The organism is Betaproteobacteria bacterium (assembly GCA_016720065.1).
Classification (GTDB): domain Bacteria; phylum Pseudomonadota; class Gammaproteobacteria; order Burkholderiales; family Rhodocyclaceae; genus SSSZ01.
Genome location: JADJXY010000002.1, coordinates 1,764,513 through 1,778,446, shown reverse-complemented (window position 1 = coordinate 1,778,446; position 13,934 = coordinate 1,764,513). Strand labels below are relative to the sequence as shown.

13 protein-coding genes are annotated in these 13,934 nt (G+C 64.6%); 6 read left to right on the top strand and 7 right to left on the bottom strand.

What is annotated here, in order from left to right:
- The gene (locus tag IPM73_11470) at nt 1–1,269 is read right to left on the bottom strand and encodes a M48 family metallopeptidase (GenBank protein MBK8918631.1); all 1,269 of its coding nucleotides are present in this window, start codon (nt 1,267–1,269) and stop codon (nt 1–3) included.
- 47 nt (nt 1,270–1,316) lie between these two features.
- Between IPM73_11470 and orn the strand changes: the two genes are divergently transcribed.
- Nucleotides 1,317–1,880, top strand: coding sequence for an oligoribonuclease (gene orn / locus IPM73_11465; protein ID MBK8918630.1), 564 nt, complete (start codon nt 1,317–1,319; stop codon nt 1,878–1,880).
- A gap of 4 nt (nt 1,881–1,884) precedes the next feature.
- Here orn and IPM73_11460 read toward each other — a convergent pair whose 3' ends face one another.
- The 6 genes from IPM73_11460 to IPM73_11435 form a co-directional block, all read right to left on the bottom strand.
- Nucleotides 1,885–3,516, bottom strand: coding sequence for a hypothetical protein (locus IPM73_11460; GenBank protein MBK8918629.1), 1,632 nt, complete (start codon nt 3,514–3,516; stop codon nt 1,885–1,887).
- A 58-nt stretch (nt 3,517–3,574) separates the two neighbouring features.
- Nucleotides 3,575–3,793 (bottom strand): 50S ribosomal protein L31, encoded by a 219-nt coding sequence (gene rpmE, locus IPM73_11455; protein ID MBK8918628.1) that lies wholly within the window; start codon nt 3,791–3,793, stop codon nt 3,575–3,577.
- A gap of 640 nt (nt 3,794–4,433) precedes the next feature.
- On the bottom strand, nt 4,434–5,693 hold the full coding sequence (gene rho / locus IPM73_11450) for a transcription termination factor Rho (protein MBK8918627.1): 1,260 nt from the start codon (nt 5,691–5,693) through the stop codon (nt 4,434–4,436).
- A gap of 132 nt (nt 5,694–5,825) precedes the next feature.
- A complete protein-coding gene (gene trxA / locus IPM73_11445; protein ID MBK8918626.1) occupies nt 5,826–6,152 on the bottom strand; it encodes a thioredoxin TrxA in 327 nt (108 codons plus the stop codon).
- Nucleotides 6,153–6,313: 161 nt separating this feature from the next.
- Nucleotides 6,314–6,910 carry a response regulator transcription factor gene (locus IPM73_11440; protein ID MBK8918625.1) on the bottom strand — a complete coding sequence of 199 codons (597 nt, stop codon included), beginning with the start codon at nt 6,908–6,910 and terminating at the stop codon, nt 6,314–6,316.
- Entirely contained in the window at nt 6,907–8,889 is a 1,983-nt protein-coding gene (locus IPM73_11435; GenBank protein MBK8918624.1) for a PAS domain S-box protein, read from the bottom strand. Before IPM73_11435 ends, IPM73_11440 begins: the two co-directional genes overlap by 4 nt.
- Nucleotides 8,890–9,030: 141 nt before the next feature.
- Here IPM73_11435 and IPM73_11430 point away from each other — a divergent pair, with 141 nt between their 5' ends.
- The 5 genes from IPM73_11430 (at nt 9,031) to rlmN (ending at nt 13,913) form a co-directional block, all read left to right on the top strand.
- On the top strand, nt 9,031–10,035 hold the full coding sequence (locus tag IPM73_11430) for a TRAP transporter substrate-binding protein (GenBank protein MBK8918623.1): 1,005 nt from the start codon (nt 9,031–9,033) through the stop codon (nt 10,033–10,035).
- 84 nt (nt 10,036–10,119) lie between these two features.
- The gene (locus IPM73_11425; protein MBK8918622.1) at nt 10,120–10,902 is read left to right on the top strand and encodes a TRAP transporter small permease; all 783 of its coding nucleotides are present in this window, start codon (nt 10,120–10,122) and stop codon (nt 10,900–10,902) included.
- The gene (locus IPM73_11420; protein ID MBK8918621.1) at nt 10,899–12,182 is read left to right on the top strand and encodes a TRAP transporter large permease subunit; all 1,284 of its coding nucleotides are present in this window, start codon (nt 10,899–10,901) and stop codon (nt 12,180–12,182) included. Before IPM73_11425 ends, IPM73_11420 begins: the two co-directional genes overlap by 4 nt.
- A gap of 140 nt (nt 12,183–12,322) precedes the next feature.
- Nucleotides 12,323–12,751 (top strand): nucleoside-diphosphate kinase, encoded by a 429-nt coding sequence (ndk, locus tag IPM73_11415; GenBank protein MBK8918620.1) that lies wholly within the window; start codon nt 12,323–12,325, stop codon nt 12,749–12,751.
- 70 nt (nt 12,752–12,821) lie between these two features.
- Nucleotides 12,822–13,913 carry a 23S rRNA (adenine(2503)-C(2))-methyltransferase RlmN gene (gene rlmN / locus IPM73_11410; GenBank protein ID MBK8918619.1) on the top strand — a complete coding sequence of 364 codons (1,092 nt, stop codon included), beginning with the start codon at nt 12,822–12,824 and terminating at the stop codon, nt 13,911–13,913.
- Nucleotides 13,914–13,934: the final 21 nt, after the last annotated feature.

The window sequence follows — 13,934 nt, the reverse complement described above, 5'->3', positions numbered from 1 at the left end:
TCAGACCGGCCTCAGGCGGTTGAGGTGCTCGATACGCTGGGCGGCGGGCGGGTGGGAGTCGTAGAACAGGGAGTGCAGCGGGTCCGGCGTCAGGGTGGCGGCATTGTCCTGATAGAGCTTGACCAGGGCGCGAACCAGATCGTCGGCGCTGGCGTGGTCGGCCGCGTAGGCGTCGGCCTCGAATTCGTGGCGCCGGGACAGGGAACTGGTCAGCGGATGGAAGGGGAAGGTGAAAACGGGGATGACCAGGAAGAAGAGCACCAGGGCCAGGGCCGTGTTGTCTCCGGGGGCACCCAGCCCGGCGTAGAACCCCGGGGATTCGAGCAGCATTCCCAGCAGCCAGAGAAAGAAGAGCGACAGGAGGAAGCTGAGGGCGATGTGCTTGACCACGTGGCGGCGGCGGAAATGACCCAGTTCGTGGGCCAGGACGGCCTCCACCTCGGCGGGGGCGAGGCGTTCGAGCAGGGTATCGAAGAAGACGATGCGCTTGCTGTCGCCGAAGCCGGTGAAATAGGCATTGCCGTGGCTGGAACGGCGGGAACCGTCCATGACGAACAGCCCGCTGGAACGGAAGCCGCAGCGCCCGAGGAGGGCCTCGATGCGGGCCTTCATTTCGCCTTCCGCCAGGGGGGAGAACTTGTTGAACAGCGGGGCGATCCAGGTGGGGTAGATGAAGTGCAGGGCGAGGGAGAAGGCGCACCAGAATACCCATACCGTCAGCCACCAGGTGGAACCCAGGTTGCCCATCAGCCACAGCACCGCGAGCAGCAGGGGCGCGCCGATCACGGCGGCGAGGAGCGCCTGCTTGAGCACATCGGAGAAGAACAGGCCGAGCGTCATGCGGTTGAAGCCGAAGCGCGCCTCGATGATGAACTGGCGGTAGAGGGAGAAGGGCAGGTCGATCAGGGCCTGGATGGCAAAGACGCTGAAAATGAGTGCCAGACCGTAGGCGTGGCCGTGGCCGCCGAATACACCGGACCACAGGGCGTCCAGAGCCGCGATGCCTCCGCCCAGGGTGAGGGCGGCAAGGAGGGCCCCATCGGCAAGGGCGGCCGTCATGCCGAAGCGGGTCTTGGTGACGGTGTAGGCGGCGGCCTTCCTGTGGGCATCGAGACCGATGCGCCCGGCGAACTGGGCAGGAACGGTACTGGCGTGGCGGGCGACGTGGGCCGCCTGGCGGGTGGCGAGCCAGAGGCGCAGGACGAGGGTCGTCGCGAGGGCGGCGACGAAGAGGGCCGTGAAGGTGGTGGCGGAAAGGCTGGCGATCATGGAGCTATGCGACAATGCGCGCTTTGGGCAAAGAAGCGAAGAATTATATGGCAGGCAACGCCAACAACCTCGTCTGGCTGGACATGGAAATGACCGGGCTGGACCCCGACCGGGACCGCATCATCGAGCTGGCCATGGTGGTGACCGACGCCGAGTTGCGCATGGTGGCGGAATCCCCCGCCTGGGCCGTGCATCAGAGCGATGAAGTTCTGGCCGCCATGGATGATTGGAACCAGAAAACCCACGGACGTTCCGGCCTCATCGACCGGGTGAAGGCGTCCACCCAGGACGAGGCCCAGGTGGCGGCGGAAGCCCTGGAGTTTCTGAAGAAATACTCCTCCGCCGGCCATTCCCCCATGTGCGGCAATTCCATCTGCCAGGACCGCCGCTTCATGGCCCGCCACATGCCGCAACTGGAAGTCTTCTTCCATTACCGCAATCTCGATGTCAGCACCTTGAAAGAACTGTGCAAGCGCTGGACGCCGGAGATCTACAAGGGGTTCAAGAAAAAGAGCCGCCACACTGCCTTGGCCGACATCTACGAATCCATCGACGAACTGAAGTACTACCGCGAGCACTTCCTGCGGCTCACACCGCCGGACGCCGGGTAGGCATTCATTCCCCGCGCCGGTAAAGGCGGAATTTCTCCCGCCGCTCGCCGGGGCGATTGCCCTCCCAGACCTGGGTCCACGCGCCGGCCGGTGGAGCAAGTTCGGCGCGGGTATCGGCCTGGACCAGGAGCCAGCGGCATTTGCGTCCGGCCTGCGTGGCGAGGGCCAGGGGTTCCAGCCCGGCGAAATAGGCGAAGGAGGCCCGCTGGGTGCCGTTCAAGCCGCGCTCGGCGAGGCAGTCCGCCCGGTCGGGCAGATGCCGCGCGACGGCTTGCGCCACCGGGCGGTAGCTCTTGCCGTAATCGACCCAGGGCAAGAGCAGGGCGATGGCCAGCAGCCACAGGGTGGTGAATCCCATGGTCCAGTGGGTGAGGCTGCGGTAGGGCGAGCGGGGGGCCGTCACAATGAGCCACAGCCACCAGGCCGTCGCCAGCGCGGCGATGGAGAACGCCAGGACGTCGAATTGGCCGACGAAACCGGGGCGCAGCGCGACCACTCTGCCCGCCAGCCGTTCGGGCCATCCCAGAGCCATGGCTGACCAGGCGACCCAGACCAGGGCGGCGAAGAAGGTGAAGGTCATCATGGCGAAGGAATCGAAAGCATTCGCAGCGCCCCTCCGCAGGCTGAGGGCGCCGGGGGTGGCCAGGAGGGCGAGGGGCGGCAGCAGCAGCAGGGCGGGAATTTCCCTGGGGCGATAGGCCACGGCCAGCAGGGCCAGCGTCAGCGCCAGGAAAAGCAGTGGCAGCGACTGGGGGCGGGCAGCCAGCGTGCGGCGCCGGAGCCACAGGGCCCACAGGGCGATAGGGCTTGCCGGGAAGGCGAACCAGGTGAGATGGGAGAGGTACAGCGCGGCGCCCTGCACAGGAAAGATGCCGGCCGACAATTGGGCCGACTCAGCCTCGACCCAGCCGGCGAAGCGTTCAGGTTCGACCGCCTGCAGGACCAGGGGCCAGGGCAGGGCGATGGCCAGGGCCAGGGGCAGGGCGACTCCGAGGGTGATGAGGGCCTGGCGCCGCTCCGGGTAAAGGGCCAGGGCCAGAGGGCCAGCAGCCAGCAAGGGCAGAGTCGGCGCCACGCCAGCCCCCAGCAGGCAGGCACCCAGGGAGAGCCCGTAAAAGACGCCGGCCATGCGGGGTTTGCGCGGGCACGCGGCAAGGGCGCCCAGAACCCCCCCGTAGGCTGCCAGGGCAATGAGCATGGGTTGGGCATCGTGGGCGTGCAGCAGCAAGCCGCAGCAGCCGGCCAGCAACATGGGACTCGCCGCCGCCGCGTGCTGCCCGTAGAGTTCGCGGCCCCCATAGTAAATGCCGGTGAGCGCCAGGGCCACCCAGACGCCACTGGCGAAGCGCATGGCGTCGTGCAGGGGGAGCAGCCATCCCAGCAGCTTCCCCGTGAGGGCGGCGCTCCAGTAGTAGAGGGGGGGCTCGTTGAACGGCCGTCCGGCGAGGTCCGGCGAAAGCCAATCGCCGTAGGAAAGGATGTGCCAGGCCGTGCCGATGTGGATGGCGTCCTCGCCCTTCCAGGGGTCGCGGCCGAAGAGTCCGGCGACGACGTAAAAGGCGAGCATGCCGGCCAGCGCCCAACCCGAGGGCGGGAGCCGTACGCCGCGGCGCAGGGGGGCGATCAGGTCGGGCATGGGGGGAAATGAAAAAGGCAGCCCGGGGGCTGCCTTCTCACCGTCCAGGCGCTCGAACTCAGGCGGCCTTGCCGCGCATGGAGCCGAACTTCTGGTTGAATTTCTCAACCCGGCCGGCGGTGTCGACAATCTTCTGCTTGCCCGTGTAGAAGGGGTGGCAGGCCGAACAGACTTCGACGTGCAGGGCCTTCTTCATGGTGGAACGGGTGGTGAAGGTGTGACCGCAGGAGCAGGTCACCTGAATTTCGTTGTAGTCGGGGTGGATTCCGGCTTTCATGATCAGTCCTTTAAGTCTGGCGACCGGCGGATGTGGCCGATCTGGGAAACCGGGGATTATCTTTGATTAGGGGCTTTGGTGCAATAGGGTTGTGGGGGTTTGGCTTGCGTCGTGGTTCGGATTCGCTTTTCTGAAGCAGCGGGTCTCATTGATCAGGCGCTCCCCGGTCTGTCCGTTTTTCTGAACCCATGGGTGCCGCGCTGGAGGCGCGGGCATACTTTCTTTTTGGTGGCAAAAAGAAAGTAGCCAAAGAAAAAGCCACCCCTGGGTCGGAGCCCCGCGTTGCGGGGTACCCTGCGCCGGCGAGATGCGCACTTCGTCACATGACAGCTGGGTCGGAGCCCCGCGTTGCGGGGTACCCTGCGCAACTCGGGGGCTTGGGCGGCTCGCTAAACTCGCCCCCTCTCGGGGGCTCAGACAACGCGAGCCGACTTCCCCCAAGCCCCCTGCGTTGCTCGGCTCCTCTCAAGGGGCCCAGAAGCGGTCGGCTGAAAGGCCGTACCACTTCAAGCTCATTCCCCACGCTGAGACTGCCAAAGCACGCAAGACAAGGGGCGCGTCACCCGCGGATATCCCGCAACGCGCCCCCGTCACACCCGCGAGCGCGGCAGCCTTGCGGCCCGCAGGCTCGGCGGCGAATTCAGCACCGCCGCATGGCGTCGAAGAATTCGTTGTTGCCCTTGGTGGATTTGACCTTGTCGAGGAGAAACTCCATCGCCTCCAGGTCGTCCATGGGGTACAGGAGTTTGCGCAGGACCCACATCTTTTGCAGTACGTCGGGCTTGAGGAGCAGTTCCTCGCGCCGGGTACCGGAGCGATTGACGTTGATGGCCGGGTAGATGCGCTTCTCGGCCATTTTGCGGTCGAGGTGGATTTCCATGTTGCCGGTGCCCTTGAATTCTTCGTAGATGACGTCGTCCATGCGGGAGCCGGTCTCGATCAGGGCGGTGGCGATGATGGTGAGGGAGCCGCCTTCCTCGATGTTGCGGGCGGCGCCGAAGAAGCGCTTGGGCTTTTGCAGGGCGTTGGCGTCGACGCCGCCGGTGAGGACCTTGCCGGAGGCGGGCTGTACGGTGTTGTAGGCCCGGGCCAGGCGGGTGATGGAGTCGAGCAGGATGACGACATCCTTCTTGTGCTCGACCAGGCGCTTGGCTTTTTCGATGACCATTTCGGCGACGGCGACGTGGCGCGTCGCGGGTTCGTCGAAGGTGGAGGCGACGACTTCGCCTTTGACCGTGCGGGTCATTTCGGTCACTTCCTCGGGGCGCTCGTCGATGAGCAGGACGATGAGGATGACCTCGGGGTGATTGGCCGTGATGGCGTGGGCGATGTGTTGCAGCATCACCGTCTTGCCCGACTTGGGCGGGGCAACCAGGAGACCCCGCTGGCCGGCACCGATGGGGGCGATCATGTCGATGACCCGGCTGGTGATGTTTTCCTCGGCCTTGATCTCCCGCTCCAGGCGCAGCATGCGCGTGGGGTGCAGGGGGGTGAGGTTCTCGAACATGATCTTGTTCTTGGTCGCCTCGGGGGGCTGGCCGTTGATCCGGTCGAGCTTGGTCAGGGCGACGTAGCGTTCGCCGTCCTTGGGGGTGCGGATCTCGCCTTCGATGGAATCGCCGGTGCGCAGGTTGAAGCGCCGCACCTGGGAAGGGGAGACGTAGATGTCGTCAGTGTTGGCGAGGTAGGAGGTTTCGGGGGAGCGGAGGAAACCGTAGCCGTCGGAGAGCACTTCCAGGGTGCCGTCGCCGTAGATGGTCTCGCCGTTCTTGGCCTTGGCCTTGAGGAGCGCGAAGATGAGCTCCTGCTTGCGCATCCGGTTGGCGTTCTCGATACACGCCTCGGTGGCCATTTCCAGCAATTGGCTGACGTGGAACGTCTTGAGTTCGGAAAGTTGCATGGGATTCGTGCGTGGCGCCCAAAAGCGGGGGGGCCCGGGGAGGGCAGGGGGCGCGTCTTGTTGTGGGGGGAAGGGGAGGGCGGTTCGCCCGAGGGCGCAGACCGCGCTCCTCAGGCCCGCAGAGTAAGGCGATTACAGGTTGCTGTCAATGAAGGCGGCGAGCTGGGACTTCGACAGGGCGCCGACCTTGGTGGCTTCCACATTGCCGTTCTTGAACAGCATCAAGGTGGGGATGCCGCGGATGCCGAATTTGGCCGGAGTGGCCTGGTTGTCGTCGATGTTGAGCTTGGCGACCTTGAGCCGTCCCGCGTATTCGGCAGCCACTTCGTCGAGGATGGGGGCGATCATTTTGCAGGGGCCGCACCACTCCGCCCAGTAATCCACCAGCACGGGCTGGGGGGACTGCAACACCTCGGAATCGAAGGTGTCGTCGGTGACGTAATGGATGTGCTCGCTCATGAAGGCCTCGTGAAATCGGGGTGGACTGGGGTGGAACCGGGATTGCCGTCTGCGGGGATTGGGGGAGGGCCTGGAGAGGAACCTCGGGGGCCGGAGACTTTCCGGAAGGTCGGCAAATGCTAGCGAAAATTCGCGACGATGGGAAGGGAGGCGCCGCAGGGTCAGGGTTTGAGCAGGTTGGCGAGTTCCACGGCGGTCTTGACCCCCATTTTGTCGAAGAGATTGGCCCGGTGGACCTCGACGGTACGCATGCTGATGCCCAGTTCGTCGGCGATGACCTTGTTGTACTTGCCGGCCAGGACGAGGTCCATCACCTGGCGTTCCCGCGTGGTGAGGCTCTCCAGGCGGGCATTGACGGACCCGGCGCTGGCGCTGGCGGCACGGGCCCGGGCGTGGTGTGCCATGGCTTCGCCGATGCGGTCGGCGAGTTCGTTGTCGTTGAAGGGTTTTTCGAAAAAATCGAAGGCGCCGCGTTTGAGGGCGCTGACGGCCAGCGGAACGTCGCCATGGCCGGTGAGGAAGATGACGGGCAGGTCGGAACCCCGGCCGATCAAGGCATCGAAGACATCCAGTCCGCTCAGGCCGGGCATGCGCATGTCGAGGACGACACAGCCGGCGGTGGCGGGCGTACAGGCGGCGAGAAAGTCCTCGCCGCAGGGGTAGGCGGTGGCCGGGATGCCGCGGGACTTGAGCAGCCACGCCAGGGCGTCGCGGATGGCCTCGTCGTCGTCCACCAGGTGGGCTTTGAATTCGCTCATGGGGACTCCAGGGGAAGGGTGAAGGTGAACAGGGTGCCGCTGCCGGTGGGGGAGTCGAGGTTGGGGTCGGCCCACAGGCGGCCGCGATGGAATTCGACGATCGAGCGGCAGATCGACAGCCCCACCCCCATGCCCTGGGGCTTGGTGGAAAAGAAGGCGGTATAGAGCTTTTCCCGCACCGCCTCGGAAATGCCGCAGCCGTTGTCGGCGACGCGGACCACCACCTCCTCGCCTTCGATGGTGGCGGAAACACAGAGGTCTCGCTGCTCGGGTGGCGTTTCCGCCATGGCGTCCATGCCGTTGCGCAGGAGGTTGAGCAGCACCTGCTCCAGCATCAGCCGGTCGGCGAGGAGAGGGGGAATGTCGGCGATGCGGCTTTCCAGCGTGACCTCCCGTTTCCTGGCGTCGATTTCGATGAAGCCCACGCATTCGGCGATGACCTCACCCAGGTTGCACGGGGCGCGGCGGGGCTCGCTCTTTTTCACGAAATCGTGCACCCGGCGCACGATGCGGCCCGCCCGCTGGGCCTGGACGCCGACTTTCTCGAGGGCGTAGCGGAATTCACCGGCGTCGAACTTGCCGTCCTCCAGAAGGTTGAGGCAGCCCGCGTTGTAACTGGCGATGGCCGACAGGGGCTGATTGAGTTCGTGGGCCAGGGTTGAGGCCATTTCCCCCATGGTCACCAGGCGGGCGGTAAATTGCAGCGCTTCCTGCTGCTGCCGCGCGAGTTCCTCGGAACGCTTTCTCTCGGTGATGTCGAGGACCGAGCCCATCCAGCCCGTGTGGCGGCCGCGGGCGTCGATCAGCGGGGCCTCGTAGATGAGGGCGTGGAAGATTTCGCCATTCTTGCGCTGGAAACTGAGTTCGAAGCCGTCGGCTGGCGCTTCGCCCGCCAGGACGGCGCGGTGCAGGGCCAGGGTTTCGTCGATCATGTCCGGCAGCCAGTAGGGCATGGGCGGCAGGCGGCCGAGCAGTTCCTCGGGCGCAAAGCCGGTCATGCGACAGAAGGCCGGATTGACGTAGATGACCCGCCCTTCCAGGTCCCGCGCCCGCATGCCGACGGTGAGCGAATCTTCCATGGCCTGGCGGAAGGCGTGCTCGGTGCCCAGGGCTTCCTCGGCGGCCAGACGCTTCTGCATCAGGCCGCGCACCGCCCACAGGCTCCAGAAGACGCCGGCGGCCAGCAGGACGATGGTGGCGGCCAGAAGACGCGGCAGCGCCGCCGCACTGCCCTGGTAGGCAAGAACCCGCAGCTTGACGCCGTACCCCGGGGGGTCCAGAGGCAATTCGTAGGTCTGGCCCGGCTTGCCCTGGACATTGGACTTGGCGCCGTAAAGGACGTCGTTGTCGTCGACCACCTGGACCAGGTATTTCTCGGCAAACCACCAAGGGACGAATTCCTTCAGCAGTGCATCCACCGGATATACCCCGACCAGGAGCCCGGTCGCCTTGCCGTCGACGAAAAGGGGCACGGCAACCTCGAAATAGCCCCGTCGGTCGGGGGCGAGGTACACCGGGCTGTAGGTGCGCTTGCCCAGGAGCAGCGCGTTGCCATAAGCCTCCTGGGTGACGGATGGCGTTCCGGTTCCCGGCACGACTTCGGTGGGTTGGGCCGAGGGGAGGGCGTCCACAGGCGTTCCCGCCGTATCGAGCCAGCGGATCTGCTTCAGTTCCGGGTTGTTGCGCAACAGACTTTCCGCCCGCAGGCGGAAAAGCGGGCGGCCGGCCGGTCGCGAGGCCAGTTCGAGGGCCAGTTGTTGCAGATGCTCCTCGGTGCCCGTGAGATGGAACCGCACGTTCTGTTCCAGCCAGAGCACGTCCTTGATGAGGGCGTTGCGCTCTTCTTCCGCCTCGTTGCGGTGCAGCAGCCAAAGCAGGGCGAGAACCGCCGCGAGCAGCAGCACGATGCCCAGCTTGGGCAACACGAGCAGCCAGCGCATGCGTCGCGCGTACTGGGCGGAGTGCGGGGGCGATTTCATGCCGGGATGGTACACCGGGGCTGCGCGGCACGAGGGGGCGGTGGACTGTGGATATCCACAATTTCCGCTGGGGCTGCCAGTGACCATACTGACTTCATTCGCCGCCAAGGTGGGGGCGAGTTTTCTATAACGGAGGAGTCCATGAAATTTTCCAAGCTGCTGGCAGGCCTCGTGATGGCCGCCTTTTCCGCCGCCGCCCTGGCGGATTCACCCATCGTCATCAAGTTCAGCCATGTGGTGGCCCAGGACACCCCCAAGGGGCTGGCCGCCAATTTCTTTGCCAAGAAGGCGGACGAGTTGACCAAGGGCAAGGTCAAGGTCGAGGTGTACGCCAACTCCACCCTATACAAGGACAAGGAGGAAATGGAAGCCCTGCAACTGGGGGCCGTACAGATGCTGGCGCCGTCCCTGGCCAAGTTCGGCCCCCTGGGCGTGAAGGAGTTCGAGGTTTTCGACCTGCCCTACATTTTTGACGACTACAACGAACTGCACAAAGTCACCCAGGGCGCCGTCGGGCAGCAGCTGCTGGCCAAGCTCGATCCCAAGGGCATCAAGGGGTTGGCCTACTGGGACAACGGCTTCAAGGCTTTTTCCGCCAATACCCCGATCAAGAGCCCGGCCGACCTGAAGGGCAAGAAGATGCGCATCCAGTCGTCCAAGGTGCTCGAGGAGCAGATGCGCACCCTGGGCTCGCTGCCCCAGGTGATGGCCTTCTCCGAGGTCTATCAGGCGCTGCAGACCGGAGTCGTCGATGGGACCGAGAATCCCATCTCCAACCTCTACACCCAGAAGATGCACGAAGTGCAGAAGCACCTGGCCCTCACCGACCACGGCTACCTGGGTTACGCGGTGATCGTGAACAAGAAGTTCTGGGAAGGGTTGCCCGCTGACGTGCGTGGCCAACTGGAAACGGCAATGAAGGAATCCACCGTCTACGCCAACAAGATCGCCAAGGAGCAAAACGACAAGGATCTGGAAGCCGTCAAGGCCAGCGGCAAGACCGCGGTCTATTCGCCCACCAAGGACGAGCGTCTGGCCTTCAAGAAAGCCCTGGTGCCGGTGCATCAGAAGATGGAGTCGCGCATCGGCAAGGAGATCATCCAGTCGGTGTACAAGGAAACCGGTTTCGATCCGGCTGGCCTTTAATCGCACCGGTCCGGCGCACCGCCGCCGGACCTTTTCCCCTTGCCGGCTTTGCCGGCCAAACCCGACCGGGAAAGCGAATCAATCATGATCAACAAGGCACTCAATCATCTCGAAGAGCTGCTGGTCACCTTCCTCATGGGAGCGGCGACCGTCATCATCTTCCTGGCGGTCGCGCACCGCTACCTGGCCGGGGTGAATATCCCGGGCCTGCAGGACTGGCTGCTGGGGCTCAATTTCAGTTGGGCCCAGGAACTATGCATCATCATGTTCGTGTGGATGGCGAAGTTCGGCGCCGCTTACGGCGTGCGTACCGGCATCCATGTGGGCGTCGACGTCCTCATCAATCGGCTCAACGACAGTAATCGGGCCAAGTTCATCGTCTTCGGCCTGCTGGCGGGCGCGCTTTTTACGGGTGTCGTGGCGACGCTGGGCGGGCAGTTCGTCTGGGAAAACGGGGCCCACTACGCCATTTTCAAAGTCCTCGGACTCGATCCCGGCGACGTTCCCGAAGGCCCCACCACGCCGGACCTGGAGTGGCCGACCTGGATTGTCTATAGCGCCATTCCCCTCGGCTCTTCCCTGATGTGTTACCGCTTTCTGCAGGTCGCCGTAGCGTTCATCCGCACCGGCGAACTGCCCCACCACGACCACGGCCACGTCGATGGCCTGGAGGATGAGGTGCCCCCGGTGGATGTGGACGTGTATTCCATGAACGACAACCTGCACATGCACGACCTCAAACACCCCATGGTCGGCGAAAGGCGCAGCGGGGAAGAACGTCGCCAGTGGGAGATGGTGGTCGATGAGGACAGGCGCAAGGCCTCGGAGCGTCGGCATCCCGAAACCAAGCAAGGAGACCAGCAATGAACGCCCTGGTGATTTTCGGCCTGCTGGCCGTCCTCATGCTCACCGGCATGCCCATCTCGATTTCCCTGGGCCTCACGGTGCTGACCTTCCTCTTCACCATGACCCAGGTGCCCCTGGAATCGGTGGCCCTGAAGCTCTTCACCGGCATCGAGAAGTTCGAGATCATGGCCATCCCCTTCTTCATCCTGGCCGGGAACTTCCTCACCCACGGCGGGGTGGCGAAACGGATGATCAACTTTGCCACCTCCATGGTTGGCCACTGGTACGGCGGCCTGGGCCTCGCCGGCGTGCTGGCCTGCGCCCTCTTCGCCGCGGTGTCCGGTTCCAGCCCGGCGACGGTGGTGGCCATCGGCTCCATCCTGCTGCCGGCCATGGTCAAGGCGGGTTTCCCCAACAAGTTCGGCGCGGGGGTCATCTCCACCTCGGGCGCCCTGGGCATCCTCATTCCGCCGTCCATCGTCATGGTCATGTACTCCGTGGCCACCAACACCTCGGTGGGCGCATTGTTCATGGCGGGCGTCATCCCCGGGCTGGCGCTCGCCGGCGTGCTGGGCGGCGTCACCTGGTATCGCGCAAAGAAATTCAACTACCCGCGCCAGCCCAAGGCCAGCATGAAGCAGCGCTGGGACGCCTTCGTCAAGTCGGTCTGGGGCCTGCTCCTCATCGTCGTGGTCATGGGCGGCATCTATACCGGCATCTTCACGCCGACCGAGGCGGCGGCCATGAGCGCGGTGTACGCCTTCATCGTCGCGGTCTTCGTCTATAGGGACATGGGTCTGAAGGACGTGCCCAAGGTGCTGCTCAACTCGGCCAACATGTCGGCGATGCTGCTCTATATCATCACCAACGCCGTGCTGTTCTCCTTCATCATGACCAACGAGAACATCCCCCAGGCGCTGGCCGACTGGATGCTGGGCCACGGGCTGGGGGTCATCACCTTCCTGCTGATGGTGAATATCCTGCTGCTCCTGGCCGGCAATTTCATGGAACCGTCGTCCATCGTGTTGATCTTCGCCCCCATCCTCTTCCCGGTGGCGGTGAAGCTGGGCATCGACCCGGTGCACTTCGGCATCCTCATGGTGGTCAATATGGAAGTCGGCATGTGCCATCCGCCGGTGGGCCTCAATCTCTACGTGGCTTCGGGCATCACCAAGATGGGCATTACCGAGCTGACGGTTGCGGTCTGGCCCTGGCTGCTGTCCATGCTCGGCTTCCTGATGGTGGTCACCTACTGGCCGGCCATGTCCACCTGGCTGCCGAAGACCCTGGGCATGATGTAGCGTCTCCTCGTAGTACCTCTTGGGCGCGCCGACGGGAAACCGCGGCGCGCTTTTTTCTTGGTGCCTCGGGAGAACGCTTTCAAAAGCTGCTAAAATCTCCCGTTTTACTTCACTAACCCCTTGTATTTTGGAGTTTTAGCATGGCTATCGAACGCACCCTTTCCATCATCAAGCCGGACGCCGTCAAGAAGAACGTCATCGGCCAGATTTACTCCCGTTTCGAAGCCGCCGGCCTCAAGGTCATCGCCGCCCGCATGACCTGGCTCTCCGCCCAGGAAGCTGGCCAGTTCTACGCCGTGCACAAGGAGCGCCCCTTCTTCAAGGATCTGGTCGAGTTCATGACCTCCGGCCCAGTGATGATCCAGGCCCTGGAAGGCGAGAACGCCATCGCCAAGAACCGTGAGCTGATGGGCGCCACCGACCCCAAGAAGGCCGACAAGGGCACCATCCGCGCCGACTTCGCCGAATCCATCGACGCCAACGCCGTCCATGGTTCCGACGCCCCCGAAACCGCTGCCGTGGAAGTCGCCTTCTTCTTCCCCGGCATGAATACCTACAGCGGACGCTGATTCGGCGAGGAGCGAGGGGGGCTCAGGTGCCGTTCGGCCCTGCCCCTCGCACCCTGCCTCACCCCTCACAATGAAGAATCTCCTCGATTTCGATGCCGATGGCCTGACCGCCTGGTTCGCCGAGCAGGGCGAAAAGCCCTTCCGGTCGCGCCAGGTGCTGCGCTGGATGCATCGGTCGGGGGTGGCGGATTTCGACGCCATGACCGACATCGCCAAGAGTCTGCGCGAAAAGCTCAAGGCGAAGGCGGTGGTGGCGCCCCCCGCGGTCGTATCCGACAAGCTGTCCGACGACGGCACGCGCAAGTTCCTCATCGACGTCGGCGGTGGCAATGCCGTCGAGACGGTCTTCATCCCCGAGGACGACCGCGGCACCCTGTGCGTCTCCACCCAGGCCGGCTGCGCTCTGGACTGCGCCTTCTGTTCCACCGGCAAGCAGGGCTTCAACCGCAACCTCACCGTGGCCGAGATCATCGGCCAGTTGTGGCGGGCCAACGAGGCCCTGGGCGTGGTGCATGGCGACGAGCGGGTCATCTCCAATGTTGTCCTCATGGGCATGGGTGAGCCCCTGGCCAATTTCGACAATTCGGTCACCGCCCTGCGCCTGATGCTCGACGACAATGCCTATGGCCTGTCGCGGCGCCGGGTGACGGTATCCACCTCCGGCCTGGTGCCGGTCATGGACCGCCTGCGCGACGAATGCCCCGTGGCCCTGGCCGTTTCCCTGCACGCGCCCAACGACGCCCTGCGCGACCAGTTGGTGCCGATCAACCAGAAATATCCCCTGGCCGAGCTGATGGCGGCCTGCCGCCGCTACCTGGAAAAGGCTCCGCGCGACTTCGTCACCTTCGAGTACGTCATGCTCGACGGCATCAACGACAGCGATGCCCACGCCCGCGAACTCCTGGCGCTGGTCAGGATGGTGCCCTGCAAGTTCAATCTGATTCCCTTCAACCCCTTCCCCGGCTCGCCCTTCCGGCGGTCCAGGGCCGAACGGCTGCGCCGTTTTGGCGAGATTCTCATGGCGGCCGGTATCGTCACCACCACGCGCAAGACGCGGGGCGACGACATCGACGCCGCCTGCGGCCAGTTGGCGGGGCAGGTGCGCGACAAGACCCGGCGCACAGCCGGGCGCAGCATTCCACTAAAGGAGGTCAGGCTTTGAGCGACAGAAAAACAGCTGGCG

Coding starts and splice junctions, on each gene's coding strand:
- trxA (MBK8918626.1), bottom strand. CDS start 6,152: ATGAGCGAGCACATCCATTACGTCACCGACGACACCTTCGATTCCGAG.
- IPM73_11470 (MBK8918631.1), bottom strand. CDS start 1,269: ATGATCGCCAGCCTTTCCGCCACCACCTTCACGGCCCTCTTCGTCGCC.
- IPM73_11430 (MBK8918623.1), top strand. CDS start 9,031: ATGAAATTTTCCAAGCTGCTGGCAGGCCTCGTGATGGCCGCCTTTTCC.
- rpmE (MBK8918628.1), bottom strand. CDS start 3,793: ATGAAAGCCGGAATCCACCCCGACTACAACGAAATTCAGGTGACCTGC.
- IPM73_11425 (MBK8918622.1), top strand. CDS start 10,120: ATGATCAACAAGGCACTCAATCATCTCGAAGAGCTGCTGGTCACCTTC.
- rlmN (MBK8918619.1), top strand. CDS start 12,822: ATGAAGAATCTCCTCGATTTCGATGCCGATGGCCTGACCGCCTGGTTC.
- IPM73_11420 (MBK8918621.1), top strand. CDS start 10,899: ATGAACGCCCTGGTGATTTTCGGCCTGCTGGCCGTCCTCATGCTCACC.
- ndk (MBK8918620.1), top strand. CDS start 12,323: ATGGCTATCGAACGCACCCTTTCCATCATCAAGCCGGACGCCGTCAAG.
- IPM73_11440 (MBK8918625.1), bottom strand. CDS start 6,910: ATGAGCGAATTCAAAGCCCACCTGGTGGACGACGACGAGGCCATCCGC.
- IPM73_11460 (MBK8918629.1), bottom strand. CDS start 3,516: ATGCCCGACCTGATCGCCCCCCTGCGCCGCGGCGTACGGCTCCCGCCC.
- rho (MBK8918627.1), bottom strand. CDS start 5,693: ATGCAACTTTCCGAACTCAAGACGTTCCACGTCAGCCAATTGCTGGAA.
- orn (MBK8918630.1), top strand. CDS start 1,317: ATGGCAGGCAACGCCAACAACCTCGTCTGGCTGGACATGGAAATGACC.
- IPM73_11435 (MBK8918624.1), bottom strand. CDS start 8,889: ATGAAATCGCCCCCGCACTCCGCCCAGTACGCGCGACGCATGCGCTGG.